Origin of the sequence: Arenibaculum pallidiluteum (genome assembly GCF_017355985.1) — a bacterium.
Lineage (GTDB): Bacteria > Pseudomonadota > Alphaproteobacteria > Azospirillales > Azospirillaceae > Arenibaculum > Arenibaculum pallidiluteum.
The window spans coordinates 147,714-174,313 of sequence record NZ_JAFIQU010000009.1; the positions used below are offsets into that span (position 1 = coordinate 147,714).

At 71.5% G+C, this 26,600-nt stretch carries 27 protein-coding genes; 12 read left to right on the plus strand and 15 right to left on the minus strand.

What is annotated here, in order from left to right; translation table 11 throughout:
• The first annotated feature begins 30 nt into the window (after positions 1-30).
• The 5 genes from hutI to JUB13_RS18750 all read left to right on the plus strand — a co-directional run bounded on the left by hutI (position 31) and on the right by JUB13_RS18750 (position 5,865).
• Positions 31-1,239 carry an imidazolonepropionase gene (hutI, locus tag JUB13_RS18730; RefSeq protein ID WP_207481654.1) on the plus strand — a complete coding sequence of 403 codons (1,209 nt, stop codon included), beginning with the start codon at positions 31-33 and terminating at the stop codon, positions 1,237-1,239.
• On the plus strand, positions 1,236-2,783 hold the full coding sequence (hutH, locus tag JUB13_RS18735; RefSeq protein WP_207481655.1) for a histidine ammonia-lyase: 1,548 nt from the start codon (positions 1,236-1,238) through the stop codon (positions 2,781-2,783). The genes hutI and hutH overlap by 4 nt, the downstream gene beginning before the upstream one ends.
• A complete protein-coding gene (gene hutG / locus JUB13_RS18740; RefSeq protein WP_207481657.1) occupies positions 2,780-3,613 on the plus strand; it encodes an N-formylglutamate deformylase in 834 nt (277 codons plus the stop codon). The genes hutH and hutG overlap by 4 nt, the downstream gene beginning before the upstream one ends.
• A gap of 64 nt (positions 3,614-3,677) precedes the next feature.
• Positions 3,678-5,351 carry a urocanate hydratase gene (gene hutU, locus JUB13_RS18745; protein WP_207481659.1) on the plus strand — a complete coding sequence of 558 codons (1,674 nt, stop codon included), beginning with the start codon at positions 3,678-3,680 and terminating at the stop codon, positions 5,349-5,351.
• 4 nt (positions 5,352-5,355) lie between these two features.
• The gene (locus JUB13_RS18750) at positions 5,356-5,865 is read left to right on the plus strand and encodes a HutD/Ves family protein (protein WP_207481661.1); all 510 of its coding nucleotides are present in this window, start codon (positions 5,356-5,358) and stop codon (positions 5,863-5,865) included.
• Positions 5,866-5,914: 49 nt separating this feature from the next.
• On the opposite strand, the gene JUB13_RS18755 is transcribed toward JUB13_RS18750, so the two are convergent.
• On the minus strand, positions 5,915-7,204 hold the full coding sequence (locus tag JUB13_RS18755; RefSeq protein ID WP_236025054.1) for a benzoate/H(+) symporter BenE family transporter: 1,290 nt from the start codon (positions 7,202-7,204) through the stop codon (positions 5,915-5,917).
• A gap of 95 nt (positions 7,205-7,299) precedes the next feature.
• Between JUB13_RS18755 and JUB13_RS18760 the strand changes: the two genes are divergently transcribed.
• Positions 7,300-8,004: a GntR family transcriptional regulator gene (locus JUB13_RS18760; protein WP_207481662.1), complete on the plus strand. Its 705-nt coding sequence runs from the start codon at positions 7,300-7,302 to the stop codon at positions 8,002-8,004.
• A 109-nt stretch (positions 8,005-8,113) separates the two neighbouring features.
• Here the strand turns inward: JUB13_RS18760 and JUB13_RS18765 are convergent, their stop codons facing one another.
• Positions 8,114-8,512, minus strand: coding sequence for a RidA family protein (locus tag JUB13_RS18765; RefSeq protein ID WP_207481663.1), 399 nt, complete (start codon positions 8,510-8,512; stop codon positions 8,114-8,116).
• Positions 8,513-8,717: 205 nt separating this feature from the next.
• On the opposite strand from JUB13_RS18765, the gene JUB13_RS18770 reads away from it, so the two are divergent.
• Positions 8,718-9,314, plus strand: a complete 597-nt coding sequence (locus tag JUB13_RS18770) for a TetR/AcrR family transcriptional regulator (protein ID WP_207481664.1) — start codon at positions 8,718-8,720, stop codon at positions 9,312-9,314.
• A gap of 61 nt (positions 9,315-9,375) precedes the next feature.
• Here the strand turns inward: JUB13_RS18770 and JUB13_RS18775 are convergent, their stop codons facing one another.
• Entirely contained in the window at positions 9,376-10,479 is a 1,104-nt protein-coding gene (locus tag JUB13_RS18775) for a TRAP transporter substrate-binding protein (RefSeq protein ID WP_207481733.1), read from the minus strand.
• A gap of 161 nt (positions 10,480-10,640) precedes the next feature.
• On the minus strand, positions 10,641-10,844 hold the full coding sequence (locus JUB13_RS18780) for a hypothetical protein (protein ID WP_207481665.1): 204 nt from the start codon (positions 10,842-10,844) through the stop codon (positions 10,641-10,643).
• Positions 10,845-10,975: 131 nt separating this feature from the next.
• On the opposite strand from JUB13_RS18780, the gene JUB13_RS18785 reads away from it, so the two are divergent.
• The gene (locus JUB13_RS18785) at positions 10,976-12,337 is read left to right on the plus strand and encodes an App1 family protein (RefSeq protein WP_236025055.1); all 1,362 of its coding nucleotides are present in this window, start codon (positions 10,976-10,978) and stop codon (positions 12,335-12,337) included.
• A gap of 27 nt (positions 12,338-12,364) precedes the next feature.
• On the opposite strand, the gene JUB13_RS18790 is transcribed toward JUB13_RS18785, so the two are convergent.
• The 4 genes from JUB13_RS18790 to parA form a co-directional block, all read right to left on the minus strand.
• Positions 12,365-13,156: an ABC transporter ATP-binding protein gene (locus JUB13_RS18790; protein ID WP_207481666.1), complete on the minus strand. Its 792-nt coding sequence runs from the start codon at positions 13,154-13,156 to the stop codon at positions 12,365-12,367.
• Positions 13,153-13,935, minus strand: a complete 783-nt coding sequence (locus JUB13_RS18795; protein WP_207481667.1) for an ABC transporter permease — start codon at positions 13,933-13,935, stop codon at positions 13,153-13,155. Before JUB13_RS18795 ends, JUB13_RS18790 begins: the two co-directional genes overlap by 4 nt.
• A gap of 77 nt (positions 13,936-14,012) precedes the next feature.
• Positions 14,013-14,957: an ABC transporter substrate-binding protein gene (locus JUB13_RS18800; RefSeq protein WP_207481669.1), complete on the minus strand. Its 945-nt coding sequence runs from the start codon at positions 14,955-14,957 to the stop codon at positions 14,013-14,015.
• 142 nt (positions 14,958-15,099) lie between these two features.
• A complete protein-coding gene (gene parA / locus JUB13_RS18805; protein WP_207481671.1) occupies positions 15,100-15,738 on the minus strand; it encodes a ParA family partition ATPase in 639 nt (212 codons plus the stop codon).
• Between the two features lie 165 nt (positions 15,739-15,903).
• Between parA and JUB13_RS18810 the strand changes: the two genes are divergently transcribed.
• The 3 genes from JUB13_RS18810 to JUB13_RS18820 all read left to right on the plus strand — a co-directional run bounded on the left by JUB13_RS18810 (position 15,904) and on the right by JUB13_RS18820 (position 19,636).
• A complete protein-coding gene (locus JUB13_RS18810; RefSeq protein ID WP_207481673.1) occupies positions 15,904-16,962 on the plus strand; it encodes an L-threonylcarbamoyladenylate synthase in 1,059 nt (352 codons plus the stop codon).
• Positions 16,959-18,374, plus strand: coding sequence for an FAD-binding oxidoreductase (locus JUB13_RS18815; RefSeq protein WP_207481675.1), 1,416 nt, complete (start codon positions 16,959-16,961; stop codon positions 18,372-18,374). Before JUB13_RS18810 ends, JUB13_RS18815 begins: the two co-directional genes overlap by 4 nt.
• 122 nt (positions 18,375-18,496) lie before the next feature.
• Positions 18,497-19,636 carry an endo-1,4-beta-xylanase gene (locus tag JUB13_RS18820; protein WP_207481677.1) on the plus strand — a complete coding sequence of 380 codons (1,140 nt, stop codon included), beginning with the start codon at positions 18,497-18,499 and terminating at the stop codon, positions 19,634-19,636.
• A gap of 48 nt (positions 19,637-19,684) precedes the next feature.
• Here JUB13_RS18820 and JUB13_RS18825 read toward each other — a convergent pair whose 3' ends face one another.
• Complete coding sequence (locus tag JUB13_RS18825) at positions 19,685-20,296, minus strand: HD domain-containing protein (RefSeq protein WP_207481678.1); 612 nt, start codon at positions 20,294-20,296, stop codon at positions 19,685-19,687.
• Between the two features lie 139 nt (positions 20,297-20,435).
• Between JUB13_RS18825 and JUB13_RS18830 the strand changes: the two genes are divergently transcribed.
• Positions 20,436-21,401: a LysR family transcriptional regulator gene (locus tag JUB13_RS18830; RefSeq protein WP_207481680.1), complete on the plus strand. Its 966-nt coding sequence runs from the start codon at positions 20,436-20,438 to the stop codon at positions 21,399-21,401.
• Here JUB13_RS18830 and JUB13_RS18835 read toward each other — a convergent pair.
• From JUB13_RS18835 to JUB13_RS18860, 6 genes are all read right to left on the minus strand, one after another.
• Positions 21,398-21,934, minus strand: coding sequence for a septal ring lytic transglycosylase RlpA family protein (locus tag JUB13_RS18835; RefSeq protein ID WP_236025056.1), 537 nt, complete (start codon positions 21,932-21,934; stop codon positions 21,398-21,400). The genes JUB13_RS18830 and JUB13_RS18835 overlap by 4 nt on opposite strands.
• Before the next feature lie 103 nt (positions 21,935-22,037).
• Positions 22,038-22,376, minus strand: coding sequence for a DUF1491 family protein (locus tag JUB13_RS18840; protein WP_207481682.1), 339 nt, complete (start codon positions 22,374-22,376; stop codon positions 22,038-22,040).
• 53 nt (positions 22,377-22,429) lie between these two features.
• Positions 22,430-23,347 carry a transglycosylase SLT domain-containing protein gene (locus JUB13_RS18845; RefSeq protein WP_207481684.1) on the minus strand — a complete coding sequence of 306 codons (918 nt, stop codon included), beginning with the start codon at positions 23,345-23,347 and terminating at the stop codon, positions 22,430-22,432.
• A 71-nt stretch (positions 23,348-23,418) separates the two neighbouring features.
• Positions 23,419-24,825, minus strand: coding sequence for an ABC transporter ATP-binding protein (locus JUB13_RS18850; RefSeq protein ID WP_207481686.1), 1,407 nt, complete (start codon positions 24,823-24,825; stop codon positions 23,419-23,421).
• Entirely contained in the window at positions 24,822-25,664 is an 843-nt protein-coding gene (locus JUB13_RS18855) for an ABC transporter permease (RefSeq protein ID WP_236025057.1), read from the minus strand. Before JUB13_RS18855 ends, JUB13_RS18850 begins: the two co-directional genes overlap by 4 nt.
• Positions 25,661-26,596, minus strand: a complete 936-nt coding sequence (locus tag JUB13_RS18860; RefSeq protein WP_328702965.1) for an ABC transporter permease — start codon at positions 26,594-26,596, stop codon at positions 25,661-25,663. Before JUB13_RS18860 ends, JUB13_RS18855 begins: the two co-directional genes overlap by 4 nt.
• Between the last annotated feature and the right edge of the window lie 4 nt (positions 26,597-26,600).

Genomic DNA, 26,600 nt, shown 5'->3' on the forward strand with positions numbered 1-26,600 from the left:
AAGAGCAAACAGCGGGACGGAGCAAGCCTCATGCGCTTCGACAGGCTGTGGGTCAATGCCCGCCTGGCCCGGTTCTCCGAAGGGGTGCCCGGGCTCGACGTGGTCGAGCGTGGGGCCGTCGGCGCCGCCGGCGGCCGCATCGCCTTCGCGGGGCCCATGGACGCGCTGCCCGCCGGGGCCGACGCCGCCGAGCGCATCGATTGCGCCGGCCGCTGGGTCACCCCCGGGCTGATCGACTGCCACACCCATCTGGTCTTCGCCGGCGACCGCGCCCGCGAGTTCGAGATGCGGCTGGACGGCGCCGGCTACGAGGAGATCGCGCGGGCCGGCGGCGGCATCGTCTCGACGGTGCGCGCGACCCGCGCCGCCGGCGAGGAGGATCTCGTCGCGGCCACGCTGCCGCGGCTCGATGCGCTGCTGGCCGAGGGCGTGACGACGGTCGAGGTGAAATCCGGCTACGGCCTCGACCTCGAGACCGAGCTGCGCATGCTGCGCGCGGCCAGGGCCCTCGCCGCGCGGCGCCCGGTCGCGGTCGCGACGACGTTCCTCGGCGCCCACGCCCTGCCGCCCGAGGCCGCCGGCGACAAGGACGCCTATATCGACCGCGTCTGCCGCGACATGATCCCCGCCGTGGCCGCGGCGGGCCTTGCCGATGCGGTCGACGCCTTCTGCGAGGGCATCGCCTTCTCGCCCGAGCAGACGGCGCGGGTCTTCCAGGCCGCCCGCGCGGCGGGCCTGCCGGTCAAGCTGCATGCCGACCAGCTTTCGAACCTCGGCGGCGCCAGGCTGGCGGCCGAGCATGGGGCGCTGTCGGCCGACCACCTGGAATGCACGGACGAGGACGGGGCTGCCGCCATGGCGCGCGCGGGCACCGTCGCGGTGATCCTGCCCGGCGCCTTCTACACCCTGCGCGAGACCCGCCGCCCGCCGATCGAGGCGTTCCGGCGCCTGGGCGTGCGCATGGCGGTCGCGACCGACTGCAACCCCGGCACCTCGCCGCTGACCTCGCTGCTGCTGGCCATGAACATGGCGGCGACGCTGTTCGGCCTGCGCGTCGAGGAATGCCTGGCCGGCGCGACGCGCGAAGCCGCGCGCGCCCTGGGCCTGCTCGCCGAGACGGGCACGCTCGAGCCCGGCAAGTGGTGCGATCTCGCGATCTGGGACATCGGCAGCCCGGCCGAGCTGGTCTACCGCATCGGCTTCAACCCGCTGCATGCCCGCGTCTGGAGGGGCCAATGACCGAAACCGTGACCCTGCGCCCGGGCGCGATGGAGCTCCGCGCCTGGCGCGCGGCCTACCGCGGCGCCGCGGTGACGCTCGACCCAGCCTGCCGCGGCGAGGTCGAGGCCGGCGCCGAGGCCGTCCGCGCGATCCTGGCGAAGGGCGAGCCCGTCTACGGCATCAACACGGGGTTCGGGCGGCTCGCCTCGGTGCGCATCGACGAGGCGGACCTGGCGACGCTCCAGCGCAACCTCGTGCTCTCGCACGCGTCGGGCGTCGGCGAGCCCCTGCCCGACGCGGTGGTCCGCCTGGTGATGGCGCTGAAGGCGGCGAGCCTCGCCCGCGGCGCGTCCGGCATCCGCTGGGCGACGCTGGAGACGCTGCTGGCCTGCCTGGAGCGCGGACTGACGCCGGTGATCCCGGGCCAGGGCTCGGTCGGCGCATCGGGCGACCTCGCCCCGCTCGCGCATATGAGCGCGGTCCTCCTAGGCGAGGGCGAGGCCCGGCTGGACGGCGAGACGCTGCCGGCGGCCGAGGCGCTGGCGCGCGCCGGCATCGCCCCGCTGCAGCTCGGCCCCAAGGAGGGCCTGGCGCTGCTGAACGGGACTCAGGTCTCGACCGCCCTGGCGCTGGCCGGGCTGTTCGAGGCTGAGCGGGCATTCCAGGCGGCGCTGGTGACGGGCGCCCTGTCCACGGACGCGGCCTGCGGGTCCGACGGGCCCTTCGACGAGCGGATCCAGCGTCTGCGCGGCCATCGCGGCCAGATCGCGGTCGCGGCAGCCCTGCGCGGCCTGATGGAGGGCAGCGCGATCCGCGCCTCGCACCGGACCGGCGACGACCGCATCCAGGACCCCTACTGCCTGCGCTGCCAGCCCCAGGTGATGGGCGCCTGCCTGGACCTGCTGCGCCAAGCGGCGGCGACCCTCGCCGTGGAGGCCAACGGCGTCTCGGACAACCCGCTGGTCTTCGCCGGGACCGGCGAGGTGATCTCGGGCGGGAACTTCCATGCCGAGCCGGTGGCCTTCGCCGCCGACATGATCGCCCTGGCGCTGTGCGAGATCGGATCGCTGGCCGAGCGGCGGATCACGCTGCTGACGGACCCCACCCTGTCGGGCCTGCCGGCCTTCCTGACGCCGCGGCCTGGCCTGAACTCGGGCTTCATGATCCCCCAGGTGACGGCGGCCGCGCTCGTCTCGGAGAACAAGCAGCGCGCCCATCCCGCCAGCGTCGATTCCATCCCGACCTCGGCCAACCAGGAGGACCACGTCTCCATGGCGACCCATGGCGCGCGGCGCCTGGGCCCCATGGCGGCCAACGTCGCGGCGGTGCTGGGGATCGAGCTCCTGGCCGCGGCCCAGGGATGCGACTTCCGGGCGCCGCTGCGGTCGAGCGATCCGCTGGAGCGGGCCAAGGCGCTGCTGCGCGCCCGCGTCCCCATGCTGCAGGACGACCGGTTCCTGGGGCCGGAGATCGCATTCGCGACCGGGCTCGCCGCCTCGGGCGCGCTGGCCGAGGCCGCTGGCACCGGCCTCCTGCCCGATCTCGACGGAGACGCATCGTGACCCCCTCGGCGAACGCGACACCCTGGCTGACCGTGACTCGGGGCGATGCGCCCCTGCTGCTGAGCCTGCCGCACACCGGGACCGAGATCCCGCCGGAAATCGAGGCGCGGCTGGTGTCGCCGGAGCTCGGGCGCAAGGACACGGACTGGTGGATCGACCGGCTCTACGCCTTCGCCCGTGGGCTCGGCGCGACGGTCGTGCACACCGCGGTCTCGCGCACCGTGATCGACGTGAACCGCGATCCCTCGGGAGCCTCGCTCTATCCCGGCCAGGCGACCACGGGCCTCTGCCCCGTCGAGACCTTCGACGGGGAGCCGCTGTACCGCCCCGGCCAGGCGCCGGACGAGGACGAGGTGGCCGAGCGGCGCGCGCGCTGGTTCCAGCCCTACCACGCCGCCCTGGCCGAGGAGCTGGCCCGCCTGCGCGCGCGCCATGCCCGCGTCGTGATCTACGACGCCCATTCCATCCGCTCCGTGATCCCGCGCCTTTTCGAGGGCGAGCTGCCGCACTTCAACATCGGCACCAATGGCGGGGCGAGCTGCGATCCCGAGCTGGCCGGCCTGGTCGAGGCGGCCTGCGCCGGAACCGCCTTCTCGCGCGTCGTGAACGGCCGCTTCAAGGGCGGCTGGATCACCCGCCACTACGGCCGGCCCGATGACGGCGTGCACGCCGTGCAGATGGAGCTGGCCTGCCGCGGCTACATGGACGAGACGCCGGGCCCCGTCACCCCGGCCGACTGGCCGCGCCCCTGGGACGAGGCGCGCGCCGCCCCCGTGCGCGCGGCATTGACCGGCCTGCTGCAGTCCGCGCTGCGCTGGGCCGGCGCCTGACGAGCCCCGCACCAGAAGACGCCAAACAGACGCCCCAAAGGCGTCCGAGACAGACGAGGACCCCATGACCGCCAATCCCCGCCTCGACAACGCCCGCATCATCCGCGCGCCGCGCGGGTCCGAGATCTCGGCCCGGAGCTGGCTGACCGAGGCGCCGCTGCGCATGCTGATGAACAACCTCGACCCCGAGGTCGCGGAGCGCCCGCAGGAGCTGGTGGTCTATGGCGGCATCGGCCGCGCCGCGCGCGACTGGGACAGCTTCGACCGCATCGTCGCCGCCCTGCGCCGGCTGGAAGGCGACGAGACGCTGCTGGTGCAGTCGGGCAAGCCGGTGGGCGTGTTCCGCACCCATGCCGACGCGCCGCGGGTCCTGATCGCCAATTCCAACCTGGTGCCGGGCTGGGCCAACTGGGACCATTTCAACGAGCTCGACCGCAAGGGGCTGATGATGTACGGCCAGATGACGGCCGGCTCCTGGATCTATATCGGGACCCAGGGCATCGTTCAGGGCACCTACGAGACCTTCGCCGAGGTCGGCCGGCGCCACTATGGCGGGGACCTGTCGGGCCGCTGGATCCTGACCGGCGGCCTCGGGGGCATGGGCGGCGCGCAGCCGCTGGCGGCGACCATGGCGGGCGCCTCCATGCTGGCGGTGGAGTGCCAGCCCTCGCGCATCGAGATGCGGCTGCGCACGCGCTACCTGGACATGCAGGCGACCGATCTGGACGAGGCGCTGGCGATCATCGAGCGCTCCTGCCGCGAGAGGAAGCCGGTCTCGGTTGGGCTGCTGGGCAACGCCGCCGAGATCTTCCCCGAGCTCGTCCGCCGCGGCGTTCGGCCGGACGCCGTGACCGACCAGACCTCGGCCCACGACCCGCTGAACGGCTACCTGCCCGCCGGCTGGACGCTGGCCGAGTGGGAGGAGCGGCGCGCCCACGACCCCAAGGGGACCGTCGAGGCGGCCAAGCGCTCCATGGCCACCCAGGTCGAGGCGATGCTGGACTTCTGGCGTCAGGGCGTGCCGGTGCTGGACTACGGCAACAACATCCGCCAGATGGCGCAGGACATGGGCGTCAAGGACGCCTTCGCCTTCCCGGGCTTCGTCCCGGCCTATATCCGCCCGCTGTTCTGCCGCGGCATCGGCCCGTTCCGCTGGGCCGCGCTCTCGGGCGACCCCGAGGACATCGCGCGCACCGACGCCAAGGTGAAGGAGCTGATTCCCGACGATCCGCACCTGCACAACTGGCTCGACATGGCCGCGCAGCGCATCGCCTTCCAGGGGCTGCCGGCGCGCATCTGCTGGGTCGGGCTCGGCCAGCGGCATCGTCTGGGCCTCGCCTTCAACGAGATGGTGGCCCGCGGCGAGCTGAAGGCGCCGATCGTGATCGGCCGCGACCACCTGGATTCCGGCTCGGTCGCGAGCCCGAACCGCGAGACCGAGGCCATGCGCGACGGCTCGGACGCGGTTTCGGACTGGCCGCTGCTGAACGCGCTGCTGAACTGCGCCTCGGGCGCGACCTGGGTGTCGCTGCACCATGGCGGCGGCGTGGGCATGGGCTATTCCCAGCATTCGGGCATGGTGATCGTGTGCGACGGCACGCCCGAGGCGGCCCGGCGGATCGAGCGGGTGCTGTGGAACGACCCCGCGACCGGCGTGATGCGCCATGCCGATGCCGGGTACGAGATCGCGATCGACTGCGCGCGCGAGCACGGGCTGAACCTGCCGGCCCTGGGCTGATCCCATGCGCGGGATCAGCCGGGCCGAGTTCCGCCGCATGCCCTGGAAGAACGGCGGCGGCGAGACGGTGGAGGTGGCGATATCCCCGCCGGGCGCGGCGCTGGACGCCTTCGACTGGCGGGTCAGCATGGCGACGGTGGCGGTGCCGGGGCCCTTCTCGGCCTTCCCGGGCATCGATCGCACGCTCGCCGTGCTGGACGGCACGCTGGCGCTGCGCTTCGCGGGGCGGGAGACCGTGCGGCTCGACCTCGCCTCCCCGCCCATGGCATTTCCCGCCGACCTGCCCGTGGAGGGCGAGCCGGTGGGCGGACCCGTCACCGATCTTAACGTGATGACGCGGCGCGGCGCCTTCCGCCACCGCCTCGCCCGGATCGACGCTGTCGAGCCGATGCGCATCGAGCGCCAGGGCGACCTGATGCTGGTGCTCGACCGCGCGGGCGATGCCTGGCTGGTGGAGGACGAGCCCGCGATCCCGGTGGTGCCGCGATTCGTCGTCGACCTCTGGCGCGTCTGATCCGGACGCGCCAGATCCGGACGCGCCAGATCCGGACGCGTCTGGGCCCTCAGCCCCGGCGGTAGCGCGCCAGGGCCATCAGACCGCCGCCGGCCAGCAGGCCCCAGAAGGCGGGCCCGATGCCCAGCATCGAGACGCCCGATGCGGTGGTGACGAAGGTCAGCACGGCAGGCAGCCGCTCCTCCTCGCGGGCGAGCGCGGCCGAGATGGCGGCCCCGAAGCTCGCGAACAGGGCGAGCCCGGCCACCGCCTGGATCAGCAGCGGCGGCGAGGCTGCGATGAAGGCGGCGGCGAAGCCCGCGAAGAGCCCGAAGCCGAGATAGGCGATGCCGCAGGTGATGCTGGCGACATGGCGGCGCGCCGGGTCGGGATGCGCCTCGGGCCCCGCGCAGAGGGCCGCGGTGATGGCGGCCAGGTTCACGGCATGCCCGCCGAAGGCCGCCGCAGCGCCGCTCGCCAGCCCGGTCGTGACGAAGACCGGTCCGGGATCGAGTCGGTAGCCGTTGGCGTTCATCACCGCGAGGCCCGGCACGTTCTGCGAGGCCATGGTGACGATGAAGAGCGGCAGGGCGATGCCCACCAGCGTCTCCAGCGTGAACGCCGGCATCACCAGGACCGGATGCGGCCAGGCATCGGCGAGCGCGCCCGCAGGCATGGGCGCGCCCATCACGACCATGACCGCCGCCACGGCGACCGCCGCGGGAACGGCGTAGAGACGGGCGAAGCGCCAGGTCAGCGCCCAGACCAGCACCACGGGCAGCGCCATCGCCGGCATGGATGCGACCGCCCGCACCGGGGCAAGGCAGAGGTCGAGCAGGACGCCGGCCAGCATGGCGTTCGCGAGCGCGACCGGGAGCGAGGCCACCGCGCGTCCGAAAGGCCGCCACAACCCCGCCACGACCACCAGCGCCGCCGCGACGAGGAAGGCGCCGACGGCCGCCGGGAAGCCGCCCTCCGGCACGCCCATCGCGACGAGCAGCGCCGCGCCCGGGGTCGACCAGGCGATGCTGACCGGCATGCACCAGCGCAGGCTGAGCCAAATGGCGAGCCCGCCCATGACGATGCAGAGCGCGAAGAGGCCCGACGCCGCCTCGGCCGGGCTGGCCCCAGCGGCGGTCAACCCCTGGAGCACGATGGCGAAGGAGCTGCCGAAGCCCACCACGGCGGCCAGCAGGCCCGCCGAGAGGAGCTGAACCGGCGATCCGCCCGGCGTGGGCCTCTCCCGCTCGTCCGTCGGATCCGATGTCACCGTCGCCCCAACGCTTGCTCCGGCCATTGCCCCGGCTCCCATTGCGCCCGGCATCACGCCCGCCGTCGCGCCCCCTGCCGCTTCTGCCATGATGGTCCTCCCCGCGCTGCGCCGCTGCCGGGCGTTGCCCCGGCCGGCCATGCAGGGTACCATGAGATTGGATCCAATCAACACCTGGATATCGGATGCAGACGCAGAGGCAGAAGGGGTCCGGCTCGGAGCTTGCGGCGGTCGTCGCGGCAGCCGGCGGGCGCCATCGCACCGCCACGGAATTCGTCGAGGCCGCACTGAAGGCCGCGATCCTCGAAGGGCGGCTACCCGGCGGCACGGCCCTGCGCCAGGAGGAGCTGGCGGAGGCCTTCGGCGTCAGCCGCATGCCCGTGCGCGAGGCGCTGCGGCAGCTCGAGGCCCAGGCGCTGATCGACTTCGTACCGCACAAGGGCGCGGTGGTGACCGAGATCTCGGCCGAGGACGCAGCAGACAACTACGCGATCCGCCGCGCGCTGGAGCCGGCAGCCCTGGCCCTGTCGATCCCCGCCCTGGGCCCCGAGGATTTCGGCCGCGCCCGCGACCTGATCGCGGAGATGGACACCGATCCCGATCCGGGATCCCTGGGAGAGCTCAACCGGCGCTTCCACATGGCGCTCTATTCCCGGGCCGGGCGGGCCAAGCTTCTGGCCCTGACCGAGCAGCAGCTCGCCGCCGCGGACCGCTACCTGCGCTTCCATTTGGCGGCCAAGGGGCGCGAGCACCTGTCCCAGGACGAGCATCGCGCCCTGCTGGCCGCCGCCGAAGCGCGCGACGTCGCGGCGGCGGTGGCCGTCCTGCACGCCCATCTGGACCGCGCGGCGGCCACCATCGCCGAGTTCTTCCGGACCAGGGGTGGGTGAAAGCGGCTGTTTCCTTCACCCACTCCAGTCAGTCCGTGGCTGCCGAGCAGCGCGCTTCCAGGGATCAAGGCCGGCAAGCAGGACCTGTGCGAAGCCGGTCAAAGCCCGCTCAGGCACCCTGCGGTATGCGGGCGATCACCTTGATCTCGAAATCGAAGCCGGCAAGCCAGTTCACGCCCACGGCCGTCCAGTTCGGGTAGGGCGGCCCGCCGATGGCCCTCTCGCGCACCGCCATGACGGTTTCGAGCTGGGCCTCAGGATCCGTGTGGAAGGTCGTGACGTCCACGACGTCATCGAGCGTGCAGCCGGCGGCCCTGAGCACGTTTCCGAGATTGTCGAAGGCCAGCTGCACCTGCTTTCCGAAGTCGGGTTCGGGCGAGCCGTCCGGGCGGCTGCCGACCTGGCCCGAGACGAACAGCAGGTCGCCAGAGCGGATCGCCGCCGAGTAGCGGTGCTTCTCGTAGAGCGCGTGGCGGTTGGCGGGAACGATGGCTTCGCGTTGGGGCATCGTCGTCTTCCTCGTCGCTGATGGGTGATTGGTGGATGGTTCGCGGGAGGACCACGCCGGCCCGTCGGTATGGGCAGGCACGTCCAGCTTCGGGCTTCACGGTTGCCGCGCGAATTGATATACGCACCGTATGTGAACCACATCACAGATACGCCGCGTATGTCAACTCACATACGATGCGTATGTCCGATGGGGGGAGAGGGCTGTGGCCGGGAAGCGACGTTCCGAGATGATGGAGGAGACCCGCGCCAAGCTGATCAAGGCGGCGCGCCGGGCCTTCGCCGAGAAGGGCTATGCCGCCGCATCGATGGACGAGCTGACGGCCGAGGCCGGGCTGACGCGCGGGGCGCTCTACCACAACTTCGGCGATAAGCGCGGGCTGCTGCAGGCGGTGGTCAACCAGATCGACGCCGAGATGGCGGCACGCGCGCTCGCGATCGGCAACCAAGCGAAGAACGACTGGGAGGGGCTGCTGGCGGAAGGCGCCGCTTATATCGAGATGGCGCTGGAGCCCGAGGTCCAGCGCATCGTGCTGCTGGACGGGCCGGCGTTCCTGGGCGATCCCTCGCGCTGGCCGAGCCAGGACAGCTGCCTCCAGACGACGCGGCAGAAGCTCGAGGAGCTGATCGCGCAGGGAACCGTCCGGCCTGTGGATGCCGAGGCGGCGGCCCGGCTGCTGACCGGAGCGGCGCTGAACGCCGCGCTCTGGGTCGCGGCCAGCGACCATCCGCAGGATGTCCTGCCGAAGGCCGTCGAGGCGTTCCGGGTCCTGGCCGGGGGCCTGCTGGCCAACCGGGGCTGACGCGGAGCAGAAAAAAGGCCCCGCGGCATGCCGCGGGGCCTCCTGGTAGTCTTGTCCGCGCTCAGCGCCGGCGGGCGCTGGCGGCGAGGACGAACTGGTCGTAGGTGAACTCGGCCACGCGGGTCCAGAGGTGCTGCTCGTCCAGGAACGGCTTCCAGCCCTCGTAGATCTTCTTGAAACGCGGGTTGGTGGCGGCGATCTCGTCGTAGAGCTCGAAGGCCGCCTTGTGGGCCGCCTCCATCACCTCGCGCGGGAACGGGCGGAGCTGGGCGCCGCCGCCCACCAGCCGCTTCAGCGCCTTGGGATTCTCGACGTCGTACTTGGCCAGCATGCTCGTGGTGGCCACGTTCGAGGCATCGCGCAGGATCGCCTGGTAGGTCTTGGGCAGCTTCTCCCATTCCTGCTTGTTCACGTAGAGCGAGAGCTGCAGCCCGCCTTCCCAGAAGCCGGGATAGTAGTAGTACTGGGCGACCTTGTTGAAGCCGAGCTTCTCGTCGTCATAGGGGCCGATCCACTCGGCCGCGTCGATCGTGCCCTTCTCCAGCGCGGGATAGATGTCGCCGCCCGCGATCTGCTGCGGCACCACGCCGAGCTTGGAGAGGATCTGCCCGGCGATGCCGGCGATGCGCATCTTCACGCCCGACAGGTCGGCGACCGTCTTGATCTCCTTGCGGAACCAGCCGCCCATCTGCGTCCCCGTATGGCCCGCGGGGAACTGGACGATGTTGTAGTCCTTGAAGAAGTCGCGCATCGCATCGATGCCGCCACCACCATACATCCAGGCCATGAGCTGGCGGGTGTTCATCCCGAACGGCACCGTCGCGTCGAAGGCGAAGGTCGGGTCCTTGCCGACGTAGTAGTAGCTGGCCGTGTGCCCGGCCTGGATCGTCCCGTTCTGGACCGCGTCGAGCACCTGCAGGCCGGGGACGATCTCGCCAGCGGCATAGGGTCGGATCTGGAACTTGCCGTCGGTCGCCTCGGCCACGTGGCGCGCGATCGTGTCGGCGCCGCCGTAGATCGTGTCGAGGCTCTTGGGGAAGCTCGAGGCCAGCCGCCATTGGATCTCGGGAGCGCTCTGCGCGATCGCGGGGGCCGCGACGGTGCCGGCGCCCGCGGTGGCGATCGCGCCCAGGCCGGCGGTCTTAATGAACGAGCGTCTCTCCATGCTGGTCCCTTCCTTGTTCTTCATGCTTCTTCGATGCCGTTCGCCCGCCGCACAGTTGGCGGGACCCTAAGGGACTAGCGAAAGCGCGACGCGATGTCACATCCGGCATGCGCATGGCTGCCAGGACCGCCCCTGCGGCGGAAATCCTTGCCGGCGGCCGATCAGCCGCCGTTCTGGCGCCCGTCCTGCCCCGCCCCTTCGGCGCCAGCCGGCGCTGCGGAGGAGGCCGCCTCGGCGTCCGGAATGGCCTTCTGCCCTGCGCCGCCGGTCAGCCCGGCATCCTCGGGGCTTCGGAGGTTCGGGTCCGCGGGCTGGTCCGCGCCGCGCCCGCCCGGTTCGGCCCTCTCCGATTCGGGGTTCTCCATGTCTCCCTCCGCCGGTGGCTGCGTGATAGCCCGTCAACAGCGGCCGTCCCGGCAAATCGCATGGCGAAGGAGGATCTTTTGCGCCGCTGGCCATTGAGGCTGGCAGGCCGGATTCGGCGGATCCGATTTCGATGGATCCGGCTGCGATGGGCAGTGGGACCAGGGGCGCGCAGGGCATGACCCGCGGCGGCAGGACGACGACATGGCGCAACGCGGCGACCAGGCTCCTGGCCCTGGCGGCACGCCCCGTGCGCACGGCGCAGGGCCGCGGCGGCATCGTGCTGCAGCCCTATCGCGGCTACGGGTCTCGGCGCGAGGCCTTCCTGATCGGGCGGGCCTTCCTGCAGTCCGCTCCCACGGCCGCACCCCACGGCGAGCCGCCGCGCGATGACGTGGCAGCCCATCTGCGCGACATCGGACGCCGCATCGCGCGCCGGGCGGTGGCGGGCGCGACCGTCCGCGCCCGCTTCCTCGGCGCGGAGTGCCGGGCCGAGACCGATGCCGAGGGCTATTTCAGGATCCATCTGGAGCCGCGGGAGCCGCCGCCCGCGGATCGCGCCTGGCATGCCATGGCGCTGGAGCTCGAGGGCGAGCGGCCGGTCCAGGCCGAGGGCCAGATCTACGTGCCGCCCGAGACGTCCCGCTTCGTCGTCATCAGCGACATCGACGACACGCTGATGGTGACCGGCGTCGCCAGCAAGCTCGGCATGCTGTGGCGCCTGTTCGTCGAGGGCGCCGAGACCCGCATGCCCTTTCCCGGCGTGCCGGCGCTGTACCGCGCGCTCCACGCCGGGGCCGGCGGCGCCGAGGGCAACCCCCTGCTCTATGTATCGCGCGCGCCCTGGGGCATCTACGACGTGCTGGATGCCTTCTTCCGCATCCACGACGTCCCGATCGGCCCGATCCTGTTCCTGCGGGAATGGGGCCTGTCCTGGCGCTCGCCCCTGCCGCGCCGGGCCGAGGACCACAAGGACGTCCTGATCCGGGCCATGCTCGACCTCTACCGCGACCGGCCCTTCGTCCTGATCGGCGACAGCGGCCAGCACGACCCCGAGATCTACCGGCGAATCGTCGACGAGAATCCCGGCCGGGTGCTCACGGTCATGATCCGCAACGTCTCGCGCGATCCCGCCCGCATCGGTGAGATCGAGCAGCTCGCCATGGCGGTCGCGCAGTCGGGCAGCAGCCTGGTCCTGGCCTCGGACAGCGCGGCCATGGCCGAGCATGCGGCGCGGCTGGGCCTCGTGCCGCCGCGCACTGCCGAGACCGTCGCGGCCGAGATGGCGGCGGGGCGCGGCCGCTTCGCCCGCGCCGGCACCCGGCGCGTGGCGCTCCCGGGACGGGCGGCGACGGCCGAGGCGGTGGCCCAGGGCGCGCTCAGGCAGGCCGTGGAGGGCGAGGCCGCGAATGGCGGCACCGCAGACGGCCCCCACGCGGAAGGTATGGCCGAGGCGCCGCCCAACGTGGTGGTCGAGCCGAAGCGCCGTGTCTGAAACGCGCTTCGGCCTGAGGCAGGGGGCTCAGTGCTCGGCTGCGGCCAGCACGGCCTCGGCCCTGATCTCCTCGGTGAGCTGGGCCTTGAGCGCCGAGAACTCCGGCGAGGTCTTGATGGTGTAGTGGCGGGGATGCGGAAGGTCGACGCGGACGTCGGCCTTGATGCGGCCCGGGCGCGCCGTCATCACCACGACGCGCGAGGCCATGAAGATCGCCTCCTCGATGTCGTGGGTCACGAACAGCACCGTCTTGGCCTCGCGCTCCCAGATGCCCAGCAGCAGCTCCTGCATCAGGGCGCGCGTCTGGTTGTCGAGCGCGCCGAAGGGCTCGTCCAGCAGCAGGATCTCGGGGTCGTTGGCGAGCGCCCGGGCGATCGCCGTGCGCTGCTGCATCCCGCCCGAGAGCTGGCGCGGATAGTGCCCCTCGAAGCCGCGCAGGCCGACCTTGTCCAGATAGGCCTCGACGATCCCGCGGCGCTCTGCGGCGGGCATGCCCTTCTCGCGCAGGCCGAACTCGATGTTCTCCGCGACGGTCAGCCACGGGAACAGCGTGTAGGACTGGAAGACCACGCCGCGGTCGGGGCCCGGCCCCGCGACCGGGCGCCCGTCCAGCAGCACCCGCCCGCTGCTCGGCCGGTCGAGGCCGGCGACGATCCGCAGCAGCGTCGACTTCCCGCAGCCCGAGGGGCCCAGGATGGTGATGAAGTCGTTGGCCCCGACCTGCAGGTCGACGGGCTCCAGCGCGCGGGTCGGCTTGCCGCCGCGGGCGGCGGGGAAGACGCGCGAGACGCCCTCGACCAGGAGCTTGGCCTGGCTCATGCCAGCCTCCAGCGGAACAGCGCCCGGTTCAGCGCCTTGAACGCGAAGTCGGAGACCAGGCCGATCAGCCCGATCACGATGATGCCGAAGATGATCTGCCCGGTCGCGAGCAGCGCCTGGCTTTCGATGATCATGTGGCCGATGCCCGAGGACGAGCCGATGAATTCGGCCACGATCACGTAGGTCCAGGCCCAGCCGAGCACGAGGCGCAGTATCTCCGCGATCTCGGGCGCGTTGGCGGGGATCAGCACCCGGCGCACCACGCCGCGGTCCGTGGCGCCCAGCGTGTAGGCGGCCTCGACGAGGTCGCGCCGGGTCTGGCCGACGGCGACCGCCACCATCAGCACGATCTGGAAGACGGAGCCGATGAAGATCACCAGCAGCTTCTGCGTCTCGCCGATGCCGGCCCACAGGATCAGCAGCGGCACGAAGGCCGAGGCCGGCAGGTAGCGCGCGAAGGAGACGAAGGGCTCGAGGAAGGCCTCGACGGGCTTGTAGGCCCCCATCAGGATGCCGAGGGGCACCGCCACCACGGCTGCCAGCACGAAGCCGCCGAGCACGCGCCAGACCGTCACCCCGATATCGCCGAGGAAGCCGAAGCGGGTCAGCAGCAGCCAGCCGTCCTGCACCATGGTGAGGGGATCGGCCAGGAAAGTCCTGGAGACGTAGCCGCCGAGGGTCGCAAAGGCCCAGACGGCGACGAAGAGCACGAAGAACGAGACCCCGAGCACGAGGCGGGGACCTCGGCCGACGGGTTCGAGCGGACGGAGCATGGGCATGGCAGGTCCCGGGGCCGGACGGCCGGGACGCCATGTCCCGGCGGAGATGGAGGGGCGTCGCCGCCCCTCCCGGCCCGTCACTTGATGAAGCGGTTGTCGATGATGGTGGCGAGATCGGGCTTCTGCTTGATGATCCCGATCTCCAGCAGCAGGTCGGCCGCCTCCGCGGAGAAAGCCTGCAGGTCGCCGGCGAAGAACTTGGCGTTCGCCTCGCGGTCCTGCCAGCGCAGGAACTTGGCCGACGCGCCGAACTGCTCGCCCGTCTGCTTCACGTCGGCGCCCATGATCTCGTAGGACTTGGCCTCCTGGGCCTTGATCATGTCGAGCGCCTCGAAGTAGCTGTCGGCGAGAGCCTTCGCGGCCTTCGGGTTCTCCTCCAGGAACTTCGGCGTGCAGCCGAAGGTGTCCATGATCATGGGATAGTCGAGCGTCGTCGCGACGATCTTGCCGGCCTGGGGCGCCGCGCGCACCGAGGACAGGTAGGGCTCGTAGGTCATGGCGGCGTCGTTCTGGCCCGCGATGAAGGCCTGGGCGGCGGGGCCGGGCTCCAGGTTCACCACCGTGACGTCCTTCACCGAGAGCCCGTTCTTCTTCAGGAACCAGGCGAGGGTGAAGTAGGGCGCGGTGCCGGGGGCCGAGGCCGCCACGGTCTTGCCCTTCAGGTCCTTGATCGAGGCGATGTCGTTGCGCACGACCATGCCGTCGGCGCCGTAGGACTTGTCGAGCTGGAAGATCTGCTTGGTCGCGACGCCGTTGGCGTTCCACACCACCCACGTCTCGACGGTGGTCGCGGCGCACTGGATGTCGCCCGAGGCGATGGCAAGATGGCGGCTCGCCTGCGGGATCTTCTTGAGGGTGACGTCCAGGCCGTTCTTCTTGAAGATCCCGGCCTCCTTGGCCAGCGTCAGCGGCGCGAAGCCCGTCCAGCCGGAATAGCCGATCGCGACGGTCGTCTCCTGCGCGACGGCAGGCGCCGCGCCGGCCAGGAACGCCGCGAGGGCAAGCAACGGTATCGCCTTCATCTTCCTACTCCCTGTTCATTGGTTGGCTTTGCTGCGATGCCACCACAACAGGATTCAATTGTCTAGACAAACGTCGCGAGATTGCTGCGCCGCACACCGGCCGGCGGCGCGGCTCGCCACGCGGCTTCCCAGGCTGCGCCGGTCAGCCGCCGATGCGCTCCAGGATCTCCGCCGCCAGCTCCTGGACCTCCTCGGCGGCGCGGGTCCGGCGGGCGGTCTCGGTGACGCTGCGCCCGTCCAGCAGGGCGGCGGCGAACTGGACCCGGTTGCCGACATGAGTGCGGGCGACATCGGCCCCGAGCTCCTGGATGCGGTCGATCAGGGTATCGGCGAGCTTGGCGCGCGGCGGCACGCGGTTGACCACCAGCAGGACCCTGACCTTTTCGTCCCTGGCGAGCTTCAACGTCGGCTCGGTCGCCCAGAGGTCCATTGGGCTCGGCTGAACGGGCACCACGACCAGGTCGGCCGAGCGCACGGCGACGCGTGCCTCGATCTCCATGTGCGGCGGGCTGTCGACCACCACGATGTCGTGGTTGCGCGCGAGGCGCTCGACCTCGCGCTGGGCACGCCAGCCGGTGATCTGGACGTGCTCTATCCCCGCGGCGCCGTCCAGCGCCGCGTTCCGCGCCTCGAACCAGCGGGTCAGGCTCGCCTGCGGGTCGATGTCGACCACGGCGACGCTGCGACCGGCCTCGTGCCAAGCGATGGCGAGATGGGCCACCAGCGTGGTCTTGCCGGCGCCGCCCTTCTGCTGCGCCACCGTGATCACCTTGCCCGTCATGTTCCGCCTCGCTCTTCGCCGCCCCGCCGCGACGAGTGTGCCTCGCGGTGCAGCAAAGGCAAGGATTTCGACCAGCGGCCGGCGGCCGTCCGCAGCCTGCGCGATAGCCCCCTCCGCGGCCCGTGTCGGCTTCCCCCGCGGCGCCGAAGCGTCTAAAAGGGCGCGATGTCCGACGAGCCCGATACCAGCCCCGTGTCTGGCCCCGCGCCTGGAGCCGTCCCCGCCCCCGGCTCCGCCGAGGGTCCCGCGCTGCTGCACCCGTCCGACGCGGCGATCGGCCGCGCCGCCGAGCTGATCCGGGCGGGCGGCCTCGTCGCCTTCCCGACCGAGACCGTCTACGGCCTCGGCGCCGACGCCACGAGCGACCGGGCCGTCGCCGCCATCTTCGCGGCCAAGGGCCGCCCCAGCTTCAACCCGCTGATCGTGCACGTCCCGGACACGGCCGCCGCCGAGGAGATCGTGCTCTTCGGCGATCGCTCGCGCGACGTCGCCGAGGCGTTCTGGCCGGGCCCGCTGACCCTCGTCCTTCCGCGCCGGCCCGGCTGCCCGGTGTCGCTCCTGGTCAGCGCGGGGTTGGACACGATCGCGGTCCGCATCCCCGCGCATCCCGTCGCCCGGGCCCTGCTGCGCGCGGCGGGCCGCCCCGTCGCGGCGCCCAGCGCCAACCGCTCGGGCTCGGTCAGCCCGACGACGCCCCTTCACGTGGCCGAGGGGCTGGGCAGCCGCGTCGGCCTGATCCTGGCGGCGGGCCGCTGCGAGGTCGGGGTGGAATCCACCGTGCTCGACCTGTCCGGCGCTCGGCCCGCGATCCTGCGGCCCGGCGGCATTACCCGCGAGCGGCTCGAGGCGCTGCTCGGCCCCGTTTCCGTCCCCTCCGAGGATCCCGCCGCGCCACGCTCGCCCGGGCAGCTCGCCAGCCACTACGCGCCGGGCCGGCCGGTCCGGCTGGACGCCGCCCAGGTCGGCCCCGACGAGGCGCTGCTCGCCTTCGGCCCGGATGCCTTCCTGCGCGGCGGGCGCGAGCGGCTGAACCTGAGCCCCTCGGGCGACCTGGAAGAGGCGGCCGCCAACCTGTTCGCGATGCTGCGCAGCCTGGACCGCCCCGAGAACGCGGCGATCGCCGTGATGCCGATCCCGGAGCGCGGCCTGGGCGTCGCGATCAACGACCGCCTGCGCCGCGCCGCCGCCCCACGCACCGAACCGGAGCCGAGACCCCCGACATGACGCCCCGCGACGCCCTCGACCGCCTGCGCGACCGCCTCGGCCCGTCGGGCCTGCTGACCGCGCCCGAAGACATGGAGCCGTTCCTGATGGAATGGCGCGGGCGCAAGCACGGGAACGGGCTCGCCGTGGCGCGCCCGGCGAGCACAGAGGAGGTCGCCTTCACCGTCGCCACCTGCGCCGAGGCCGGGATCCCCATCGTGCCCCAGGGCGGCAACACGGGGCTGGTCGGCGGCTCGATTCCCGATGCCGGCACCGAGCTGGTGCTGAGCCTGTCGCGCATGAACAGGATCCGCAGGATGGACCCGCTGGACTTCACCGTGACGGTGGAGGCCGGCTGCGTGCTGCAGCAGGTGCAGGAGGCCGCGGCCTCGGTCGACCGGCTGTTCCCGCTGAGCCTCGGGGCCGAGGGAAGCTGCCAGATCGGCGGCAACCTCGCGAGCAATGCCGGCGGCATCCTGACGATCCGCTACGGCAATGCGCGCGACCTCGTCCTCGGGCTCGAGGTGGTGCTGCCCGACGGGCGGGTCTGGGAAGGACTGAACGCGCTGCGCAAGAACAACACCGGCTACGACCTGAAGGACCTCTTCATCGGCTCCGAGGGGACCCTGGGCGTGATCACCGCGGCGACACTCAAGCTGTTCCCGCGTCCGCGCCGGCGCGAGGTGGCGCTGCTCGGCGTCCCCTCGCCCGACGCGGCGATCGAGCTGCTCTCGATCCTGCGCGCCGCCACCTCGGACGCGCTGACCGCCTTCGAGCTGATGCCGAGGAACGGCATCGACTTCGCCCTGCGGCACGTGACCGGCACCATCGACCCGCTGCAGGGCCGGCACCCCTGGTACGTGCTGCTGGAAGTCGCGAGCGGCACGGACGACGAGACGCTGCGCGAGACGCTGGAGACGGCCTTGGGCGAGGCGGTCGAGGCCGGCCTGGTCGAGGACGCCGTGCTGGCGGCCAGCGACGAGCAATCCAAGCGCCTGTGGTTCATCCGCGAGGCGATCGTCGAGGCCCAGAAGCACGAGGGCGGGTCGATCAAGCACGACATCTCGATCCCGGTCTCCAGGGTCGCCGAGTTCATCGCCCGCGGCACGGAACTGGTCGAAGCCCTGGTGCCCGGGATCCGGCCGGTGCCCTTCGGCCATGTCGGCGACGGCAACATCCACTTCAACCTGACCCAGCCCGAGGGGGCGGACACGGCGGCCTATCTCGCCCGCTGGGACGAGATCAACCGGGCGGTCCACGACCTGGTGCTGGAGCTCGGCGGGTCGATCAGCGCCGAGCACGGGATCGGTACCTTCAAGACGGCCGAGCTGGCGCGCGTGAAATCCCCGCTGGAGCTCGAGCTGATGCGCAGGCTCAAGGCCGCCATCGACCCCGCGGGGCTGATGAACCCTGGCAAGCTCCTGATGCCCTGAGGAGGGCCCCCCTGAGGCGCGCGCCTCGGGCAGGGCCGCCCGACGGGCGCCGCCCGTCGGGGGTGGCCGCCCTATCCGATTGCCGCCTGGGCCGTTCGGGCGCCCTGCCCCATATCGGCCCCATGACCGGACTCGATCGACGCTCCTTCCTCGTCGCCTCGGCCGCAGCCGGGCTGAGCGCGGCCACGGCCGCCGCGCCCGTCGCGGCCGCGCCCGCCGTCCAGGCGTCCGGCGCGCGGCCGCTCAGGGACCATGCCGCGCGGGCCGGCCTCGTCTACGGAGCCTGCGGGTCGACCCCGAGGCTGTTCAAGGACGACGCCTTCGCCGATGCCTTCGTGCGCGAGGCCGGCATGCTGGTGCCCGAAGGCGAGATGAAGTGGACCCAGGTGGAGCCCGAGGAGGGCCGGGTCGACTATTCGGCGCCCGATGCCCTGTTGGCCTGGTGCCAGCGGAACGGGCTGCGCATGCGTGGCCATCACCTCGTCCAGGGCCATGCCCAGCCGGACTGGGTTGAGCAGATTCGCGACCCGAGGCGCCTGCGGGATGCGATCGAGCGGCACGTGACGCGGACCGCCGCGCATTACGCCGGGAAGCTGCATTCCTGGGACGTCGTGAACGAGCCCTTCCACACGCAGGGCTGGGCCCGCACGCCGGACGGCTTCCGCAAGGCCGGGCATTTCTCGGTGCTCGAGCGCGACTACATCGACATCGCCTTCGACGCCGCGCGCCGGGCCGATCCGCGCACGCCGCTGGCGCTGAACGAGAACGCGCTCGACTATGTCGAGCGCGGCGCCGAGGAGAAGCGCGCGATCGTCCTGCGCGAGCTGCGCGCCATGAAGGCGCGAGGCGTCCCGATCGACGCGCTGGGAACCCAGGCCCATCTCTGGGCCCGCTACCCGCTGGATTCCGAGGGGATCTACCGCTTCCTGTCCGAAGTCGCCGATCTCGGCCTGAAGATCTACGTGACCGAGCTGGACGTGTCGGAGCGCGGCCTGCCCGCAACCGACATCACGACGCGCGACCGGCTGATCGCCGACCACACACGCCAGTACCTCGACACGGTCCTGCGCGTCCCCGCGGTCGAGGCGGTGCTGACCTGGGGGCTGACGGACCGCTACAGCCTGCTGAACTCGAAATACCGCAACCAGTTCCGCCAGCGCGAGGACGGGCTGGAGAACCGCGGCCTGCCGCTCGACGCGGATCTCCGGCGCAAGCCAATGTGGACCGCCATGACCGAGGCCTTCGACCGGCGCAGGACGTAACGGACGCTGGCGGGAGCCCAGCCGGGAGGACCCGGCGATGCAGGCGGCCTACTCGTCGAATTCCGCCTGCATGAAGACGTCGCAGATCCCGGGTATCGACAGGTTCTCGCGCTCCCGGCCGATCTCGCCCATGAGGTTGAACGCGCCGGTCATCGGCTTGCGCCGGATCACGGCGCCCATGGCCTCCAGCATGGCCTTCTTGAAGCCGAGCCGCGGATACTCGGCGAGGATGATCCCCACGGTCTCGGGCGTCACGAGCGAGAGCGGGATGCCCCCGACGTCGATGCCGGCGCCGAGTTGGACCAGCGCGATCTCGGGCTGCTTGCGCTGCGGCACGCCGAGCGTGGTGTGGAGCGCGATCGCGTCCCAGATGACCGCGATCTTCCTGTCGGAATAGCCCTGCCTCGACAGGAAGTCGGCGGCCGCGTCCGCGCCGTCGATCTCGAAGCGGTCTTCGGCGATGAACCTCTCCACGAGGCCGAGGTCGTGCAGCACCGCCCCCAGGAACAGCATCTCCTCGTCGAACCGGGCGCCCTGACGCGCACCGGCGTCGCGCCCGAAGGCGAAGGTGCGCATGACATGGTTGAAGAGGAATGGCGGCGAGTGCTCGCGGGCCAGCTCCATCGCGGCGATGCACACATCCGTATCGGGGTGCTGCATGGTTCCCTCCCTGCGGTCGTCGGCTTCTGCTCGGGACGGGTCGAAACCCGCCGATGCCTCCAGGCTAGGCTCGCCACCACTGGTCGATAATCCGGGATCCGCTATCATCACTTGATAACCGGGCTATCGAGTGCCCGGCATGGACCGGCTGACCAGCATGTCCGTCTTCGTCACGGCGGCAGAGGAAGGAAGCCTGACCGCGGCCGCGCGGCGGCATGGCCTCTCCGCGTCCATGGGCGGGAAGCACATCGCCGCGATCGAGGCGGAACTGAACGTCCGGCTGATGCAGCGGAGCACCCGCAGCCTCGTCCTGACCGAGGCCGGGCGCGCCTACTACGCCCGCTGCAAGCGGATCATCGAAGAATACGAGGAGGCCAGGCGCGAGGCGGCCGACGCGCAGGAATCCCTCCACGGCCCCCTCCGCGTCGCGGCGCCCACCACCTACGGAACCATGTATCTGAGCGACGTCATGGCCGACTTCCTGGAGCGGCATCCCGGCGTCACCCTCGAGGTCATGCTGAGCGACCGCTATGTCGATCTGCTTGCCGAGGGCGTCGATATCGCGATCCGGGTCGGCAGGCTGCGCGATTCCGACTTCGTCGCGCGGCGGCTCGCGCCCTGCCGCATGGTCCTGTACGCAGCGCGCGGACTTCTCGAACGGACTGGCCCTCTGCGGACCGTGGCGGATCTTCGCCGGATGCCACGGCTGGCGTTCAGCGACGCCGTCTCGGTGGCCGACTGGACGCTCGTCGACCCCGAGGGCAGGTCACACCTCGTCGATGGGCCGGTCCGCATGGCGTCGAACAACATGCAGATGCTGCTTGCCGCCGCGCTGCGCGGCAGCGGCATCGCGTATGGCCCGAGCTTCGTGTTCGGCCCGCATATCGCGGCCGGCGACCTGGTTGCCCTGCTGCCGGATCACCGGACTTCGGATCTCGCGATCCATGCGCTCTATCCGACGAACCGCCATCTGTCGCTGAAGCTGCGAAGCTTCGTCGATCATCTGGCCGCGCGCCTGGGCCCCACGCCGCCCTGGGACGCGCCGGCCCTTCCGTCCGTCCTTGCCCCCGACCGGCTGCCCGGACAGCGCGGCGCCCTGCCCTAGCGCTGGGCCACGTCCCCATTGTCCGCAGCGTCTCCGCCCATGGAGTTCGCCTTCTCCTCGACCTTGGACTTGGCCTTCTCGGTCGGCTGCTCGGACGGCTTGAGCTCGACGCGGACATCGCTGACGCCGTCGTCGATCATGTCCAGACGCTTGGCGGCGCCCTTGGACAGGTCGATCACCCGGCCGTCGACATGGGGGCCGTGGTCGTTGATCTTGACCTCGACCTCCTTGCCGTTCTCCTTGTTGATGACCGTGGCCTTCGTCCCCATGGGCAGCTCGCGCGACGCGGCGCTCAGGCCGTTCTGGTTGAAGGTCTCTCCCGTGGCGGTCTTCTTGCCGTGGAAGCCGGGCCCGTAGAAGGACGCTTCGCCCTCGTGCACCACCACGGGCTCGCCGTCGGGCGCCACCTCGACCTTCGGGGGCGGCACGTCCGGCTCCTTTCCCTTCGGTCCCTGCGCCAGCAGGGGAGCGGGAAGCAGGGCCAGCCCAACGATCATTCCCGCGGCGAAGCCGGTACGGACAGGGTGCGACATTCTCTCCTCCAGCAGCGACGGCTCTCGAAGGTTCATGAACCTCCGGAGAGGGACATCGTTGCCTGCTCTGCCGGAAGAATGGGCCGAAGGAACTTCCGCGCCGCTACATCACCTTGCCTTCGAAGGGATGGCGACCCTGCCGGTCCTCGATCTCGACCACCCAGAGATCGGGATCGCGGGCCACGGCCCGCGCGATGTAGGCGTCCGCATCGGGCTCGGGCATGAAGGCGCCGGACTTGGCGGCCAGCCAGCCGAGCCGCCCGTCGGGGTCCCTGGCCTGGGTCAGGACGCGGCAGCCGAGATCGAGCTGGTTCAGCTTCAGCAGCAGCGTGCCGCCCATGGGCGAGCCCTTGCGCATGACATAGGCGGGAATCGCGTCGGCGGTCAGCCGGCGCAGATGGGCACGGATCCAGAGCTCCGTCGGCAGGCGGTCGTCTTCCATGCCCCGGACGTAGCGCCGGGCGCCGCCCAGGGCAAGGCCCCGGACGCCATTCCTCAGCCCGCGCCGAGGTTCGGCATCGCCGCCTGCTGCGGCAGCCTGGCAGGATCGTCCCGGTCGGCGGCCTTGTCGCCCGGCGTGCCGAGCTGGGACAGCATCATCACCGTGAAGTAGGGCAGCGGCTCCCCGGCCGCTTGGGTGACGCCACGAAAGGCGGCGATCGAGGACGAGGAGCCGAAGGCCCCCGGCTTCGCGGTCTCGAACCCGCCGCCAGCAGCGCCCTCGCCCACCCCCGAGGCCGCCATCCGCGTCGCCGCGGCATCGGACCGCCCCTCGAACTTGGCCGCGAAGCGATCGTAGATGTCGCCCAGCGAGCGCGCCTGCCCCGAGGCGTCGTAGAAGACCGCGCGGTTCGCCGAGGCCGCCTCGGGCAGCAGGGCGGCGGCCTTGCGCGACGGGTTCTCGCGCATCGCCGAAAGGAACTTCGCGGCCCCGCCCGCCCCCAGGAAATGCGCCATGTAGAGGTCCGTGGACCCGATCTGGCCGCCGACTTCCTGCTGGAGGTGCATCTTGTTCTCGCGCGCGTACTCGCCCGCCATCAGGGCCGACACGGTCGGGTCCTTGCGCAGGTCGAGGATCTGCTGCCGCGCCTTGGGATCGGCGACGGTGACGGACCCGTCGGCCCGGCGCTCGATCCTGGCCGCCTCGGCCCCCAGCCCGTGCTTCGCGCCGTAGCGCTCGACCATGGACAGCCAGGTCCCGTCGATGAACTGGAACAGCCCGGTGGCGCTGCTCGTGCTGGCCTTGGCTTCCGGGTTGAAGCTGCTCTCCTGGGCACATTTTGCCACGAGGTAGGAAAAATCGGCCCCGGTCCGCTGGCTCGCCTGCCTGAGCGCCGCCATCACCTGGCCGTTGCCGGCGCCGCGTGCGGCGGTGGCCTCGCTGGTGTTCGGGATGCTGGTGGCGATGGACATGAGGCTTCCTCCTGGGAGACGCAACCGAAGGAAAGCAATGCCCGTGCCAGCCTGGACACACCCCAGGGGCATCAGCCTGGCGCCTCCTCACCAAGCCGGATCCGCCGGTGGCAGACCTTCTCGACCAGCTCCGTGTCGTGGCTGACGAGCAGGACGGCGCAGTCGCGCTCGCGCGCGACTTCCGCCAGCAGCTCGACGATCTCCTGCTGGGTGATCAGGTCCAGCCGCGAGGTTGGCTCGTCCGCGAACAGGAAGGCGGGGTCGAGAAGCAGGACCCGCAGCAGGGCAAGCCGCTGAAGCTCGCCGCCCGAGACCTCGCTCGGCCGCCGGTCGAGCAGCGCTGCCGACAGGCGCAGCCGGTCCAGGAGCGGCGCGATGCGGCCGGCATCCAGGCCGTGCCGGCGGACGAGATCGTCGATGGCCCGGCGCAGCGTGACGCGCGGCGGGAAGGCCGAGGGCGGGTCCTGGTAGATCTTCTGGTAGCGGACCGGCGCGATGCCTGCGGCCCGCCGCACGAAGCCCACATCGGGCTCGATCAGGCCCAGGAGGACGTCACCGAAGGTGCTCTTCCCGGACCCGCTGGGCCCCGTGATCCCCACGATCTCCCCCCGGGCGATGCTGAAGTCGCGATCCGCGAAGAGGCGATGGCCCCCGCGGGTCTTGCCGAGCCGCGCCGCTTCCAGGACCGCGGCTCCGGCCGCCGGCGCGCCCGGGCGCCCGGACCAGACCGCTGGATCGGCCGCGATCAGGCGCCGGGTGTATTCGTGCCCGGGGTTCGTGAGGACCTTCTCGGTCGGCCCCCGCTCGACGATCACGCCGTCGAGCATCACCGCGACCTCGCCGCCCAGCCGGCGCGCCAGGGCAAGGTCATGGGTGATCGTCAGCAGGCCCGCGCCTTCCCCGACCTCGCGCATCAGGAGGGCTGCGACGTCGTCGCGACGCATGACGTCCAGCCCTTTCGTCGGCTCGTCGGCGATCAGGATCCTGGCCCCGCCCGCCCGCGCCGCGGCGAAGGCGACCCGCTGCGCCATTCCGCCCGAGAGCTCGGATGGGAGCTTCGATCCCGCCATAGCCAGGCCAAGGCTATCGAGATCCGCCTGCGCCCGCCGCCGCGCGTCCCGCGCATCGAGCCCCCGGACATGGCGGTAGCCCTCCGCGACCTGCGCGCGGGCCCCCATGGTCGGATCCAGCGCCAGCCATGGCTCCTGCGGCAGCAGGCCGAGAATCCGGCCCCAGAGGGGACGGTGCCCTGCCCCGGACGAGAGCGGCAGGCGCCGCCCGTCGATGGTCGCCACGCCCTCGGCCCGCAGGCCCCTGGGAAGCGTCCCCATGATCGCCTGGGCGAGCAGGCTCTTGCCGGACCCGGATTCTCCCAGGATCGTCAGCGGCCGCCCCGGAAGCAGCGACAGCGTTGTCGGCTGGACCAGCCTTTCGCCGGAGAACACGGCGACATCCTCGGCAACCAGAAGCGCGTTCAAATCCTGTCCCTCCCGGCGACGAGGTTCAGGCCGAGGACCAGCAGGAAGATGGCGACGATCGGCTGGAGGATGGCGAAGGGCGCCTCCTCGTAGTACGGCAGCAGCTCGACCATCATCAGTCCAAGCTCCGGTGTCGGCGGCCTGACGCCGACGCTGACGAAGCCGAGGGCGGCGATGGCCATGATCGCCCCTGCGGCGCCGAACGCGCCGACAGTCAGGATCATCGGCGCGATCTCGGGCCACAGGTGCCGGCGCACGATATAGGCCGGTCCCATTCCCAGGAGACGCGATGCCTGGACTGCCGGGGACGCGATCAGCGTGCGCGTCGTCGCGCGCGTCAGGCGGAAGTACTCGATCCACAGCACCAGCGAGATTCCGACATAGAGGGCCCATGGCGCGTTCGGCGCGATGGCCGCCAGCATCAGCACCAGCAGAAGGCCCGGCAGGGCCATGAACACGTCGCCGAGGAGCGAAAGCGAGCGGTCGACCAGCCCGCCCTTCCAGGCGGCCAGGATTCCGAGCACGACGCCTGGCACCGCTGCCGTCGCGACGCTCAGCAGCGCGAGGGAGAGCGAGAGCCTCAGCGCGGCCGAGAGCCGGGCGAGCATCGAGCGGCCGAGATGATCGGTGCCCAGCGGCTCGCTCCAGCCCGGCGCGACGAGAGCGTGCCTGAGGCTCTGCCGCGCCGGATCGGCAGGCCAGAGGATCGGCGTCAGAACCGCGAAGGCGACGACGCCCGACAGGATCGCGACGCCGATCAGGCGCTGCCTCGGGATGCGGGTCCGCATGGGAACGGGGGCTGGGCTGGGAGCGGGACCGGGGATGGTGGATGCGATCATGACGCCTGCTTCCGGGGATCGAGCCACAGGCAGGCGAGATCGACTGCCGCGTTGAGGAGGACGAACATCATTCCCATCACCAGGGCCGTGCCCTGGATCACCGGAACGTCGCGGCTGAAGATGGCGTGGACCAGCGCATGGCCGATTCCGGGCCAGGCGAAGAGGCTCTCCACCACCACGACGCCCTCGATGAGACCGACGAACTGGACGCCGAGATAGGTGACGACCGGCACGCTGACATTGCGCAGTCCGTGCCGGAGGAACACCCGTGCCTCGGACAGGCCCTTGACGCGGCCGAAGGCGTAGTAGGGAGACGCCGCGACCTGCACCATGGCGTCCCGGGCGACGCGAGCCGACACCGCACCCAGCCCAAGTGCGAGCGTCAGGGCCGGCAGGACGAGGTTCTCGGTTCCCCCGTGGCCCGCGGCCGGAAGAATGCCCAGGCCCGCCGAGACCAGCATGATGAGGATCAGCCCCACGACGAAATGGGGCAGCGCGCGAAGCATGCTTGCTGCGACGAGCAGGCCCCTGTCCAGGGCGCCCCCGGGGCGCAGGCCCGCCGCGATGCCGAGCGGCGGGCCCAGCAGGACCGAGAGCAGGATCGCCGCCACGGAAAGCCCGACCGTGTGGCCGAGCTGGTGACGGATCTCCTCCAGGACCGGGCGGCCCGAGATGACGGATTCGCCGAAATCCAGCCGGAAGAGATCCAGGAACCACAGGGCCAGGGCGGCCGCCCCGCCCCCGCCGAGGCCGAGCTCCGCCCGCACTGCGTTCGCGGCGTCCGAGCTGACCATATCGTACCCATAGCGCCCGGCCGCGATGCGATAGGCCATGTCGCCGGGCAGGGATCGCACCATGACGAAGGTCAGCAAGCCGACCGTCACGGCAACCAGCAGGGCTTGGAAGAGGCGATAGCCGAGAATCCTGCTCACGGGG

Excerpts from the sequence above, each read along its gene's own strand:
- hutI (WP_207481654.1), top strand. The coding sequence starts at position 31 with ATGCGCTTCGACAGGCTGTGGGTCAATGCCCGCCTGGCCCGGTTCTCC.
- hutH (WP_207481655.1), top strand. The coding sequence starts at position 1,236 with ATGACCGAAACCGTGACCCTGCGCCCGGGCGCGATGGAGCTCCGCGCC.
- hutU (WP_207481659.1), top strand. The coding sequence starts at position 3,678 with ATGACCGCCAATCCCCGCCTCGACAACGCCCGCATCATCCGCGCGCCG.
- JUB13_RS18750 (WP_207481661.1), top strand. The coding sequence starts at position 5,356 with ATGCGCGGGATCAGCCGGGCCGAGTTCCGCCGCATGCCCTGGAAGAAC.
- JUB13_RS18755 (WP_236025054.1), bottom strand. The coding sequence starts at position 7,204 with ATGGCAGAAGCGGCAGGGGGCGCGACGGCGGGCGTGATGCCGGGCGCA.
- JUB13_RS18760 (WP_207481662.1), top strand. The coding sequence starts at position 7,300 with ATGCAGACGCAGAGGCAGAAGGGGTCCGGCTCGGAGCTTGCGGCGGTC.
- JUB13_RS18765 (WP_207481663.1), bottom strand. The coding sequence starts at position 8,512 with ATGCCCCAACGCGAAGCCATCGTTCCCGCCAACCGCCACGCGCTCTAC.
- JUB13_RS18775 (WP_207481733.1), bottom strand. The coding sequence starts at position 10,479 with ATGGAGAGACGCTCGTTCATTAAGACCGCCGGCCTGGGCGCGATCGCC.
- JUB13_RS18780 (WP_207481665.1), bottom strand. The coding sequence starts at position 10,844 with ATGGAGAACCCCGAATCGGAGAGGGCCGAACCGGGCGGGCGCGGCGCG.
- JUB13_RS18785 (WP_236025055.1), top strand. The coding sequence starts at position 10,976 with ATGGATCCGGCTGCGATGGGCAGTGGGACCAGGGGCGCGCAGGGCATG.
- JUB13_RS18790 (WP_207481666.1), bottom strand. The coding sequence starts at position 13,156 with ATGAGCCAGGCCAAGCTCCTGGTCGAGGGCGTCTCGCGCGTCTTCCCC.
- JUB13_RS18795 (WP_207481667.1), bottom strand. The coding sequence starts at position 13,935 with ATGCCCATGCTCCGTCCGCTCGAACCCGTCGGCCGAGGTCCCCGCCTC.
- JUB13_RS18800 (WP_207481669.1), bottom strand. The coding sequence starts at position 14,957 with ATGAAGGCGATACCGTTGCTTGCCCTCGCGGCGTTCCTGGCCGGCGCG.
- parA (WP_207481671.1), bottom strand. The coding sequence starts at position 15,738 with ATGACGGGCAAGGTGATCACGGTGGCGCAGCAGAAGGGCGGCGCCGGC.
- JUB13_RS18810 (WP_207481673.1), top strand. The coding sequence starts at position 15,904 with ATGTCCGACGAGCCCGATACCAGCCCCGTGTCTGGCCCCGCGCCTGGA.
- JUB13_RS18815 (WP_207481675.1), top strand. The coding sequence starts at position 16,959 with ATGACGCCCCGCGACGCCCTCGACCGCCTGCGCGACCGCCTCGGCCCG.
- JUB13_RS18820 (WP_207481677.1), top strand. The coding sequence starts at position 18,497 with ATGACCGGACTCGATCGACGCTCCTTCCTCGTCGCCTCGGCCGCAGCC.
- JUB13_RS18825 (WP_207481678.1), bottom strand. The coding sequence starts at position 20,296 with ATGCAGCACCCCGATACGGATGTGTGCATCGCCGCGATGGAGCTGGCC.
- JUB13_RS18830 (WP_207481680.1), top strand. The coding sequence starts at position 20,436 with ATGGACCGGCTGACCAGCATGTCCGTCTTCGTCACGGCGGCAGAGGAA.
- JUB13_RS18835 (WP_236025056.1), bottom strand. The coding sequence starts at position 21,934 with ATGTCGCACCCTGTCCGTACCGGCTTCGCCGCGGGAATGATCGTTGGG.
- JUB13_RS18840 (WP_207481682.1), bottom strand. The coding sequence starts at position 22,376 with ATGGAAGACGACCGCCTGCCGACGGAGCTCTGGATCCGTGCCCATCTG.
- JUB13_RS18845 (WP_207481684.1), bottom strand. The coding sequence starts at position 23,347 with ATGTCCATCGCCACCAGCATCCCGAACACCAGCGAGGCCACCGCCGCA.
- JUB13_RS18855 (WP_236025057.1), bottom strand. The coding sequence starts at position 25,664 with ATGATCGCATCCACCATCCCCGGTCCCGCTCCCAGCCCAGCCCCCGTT.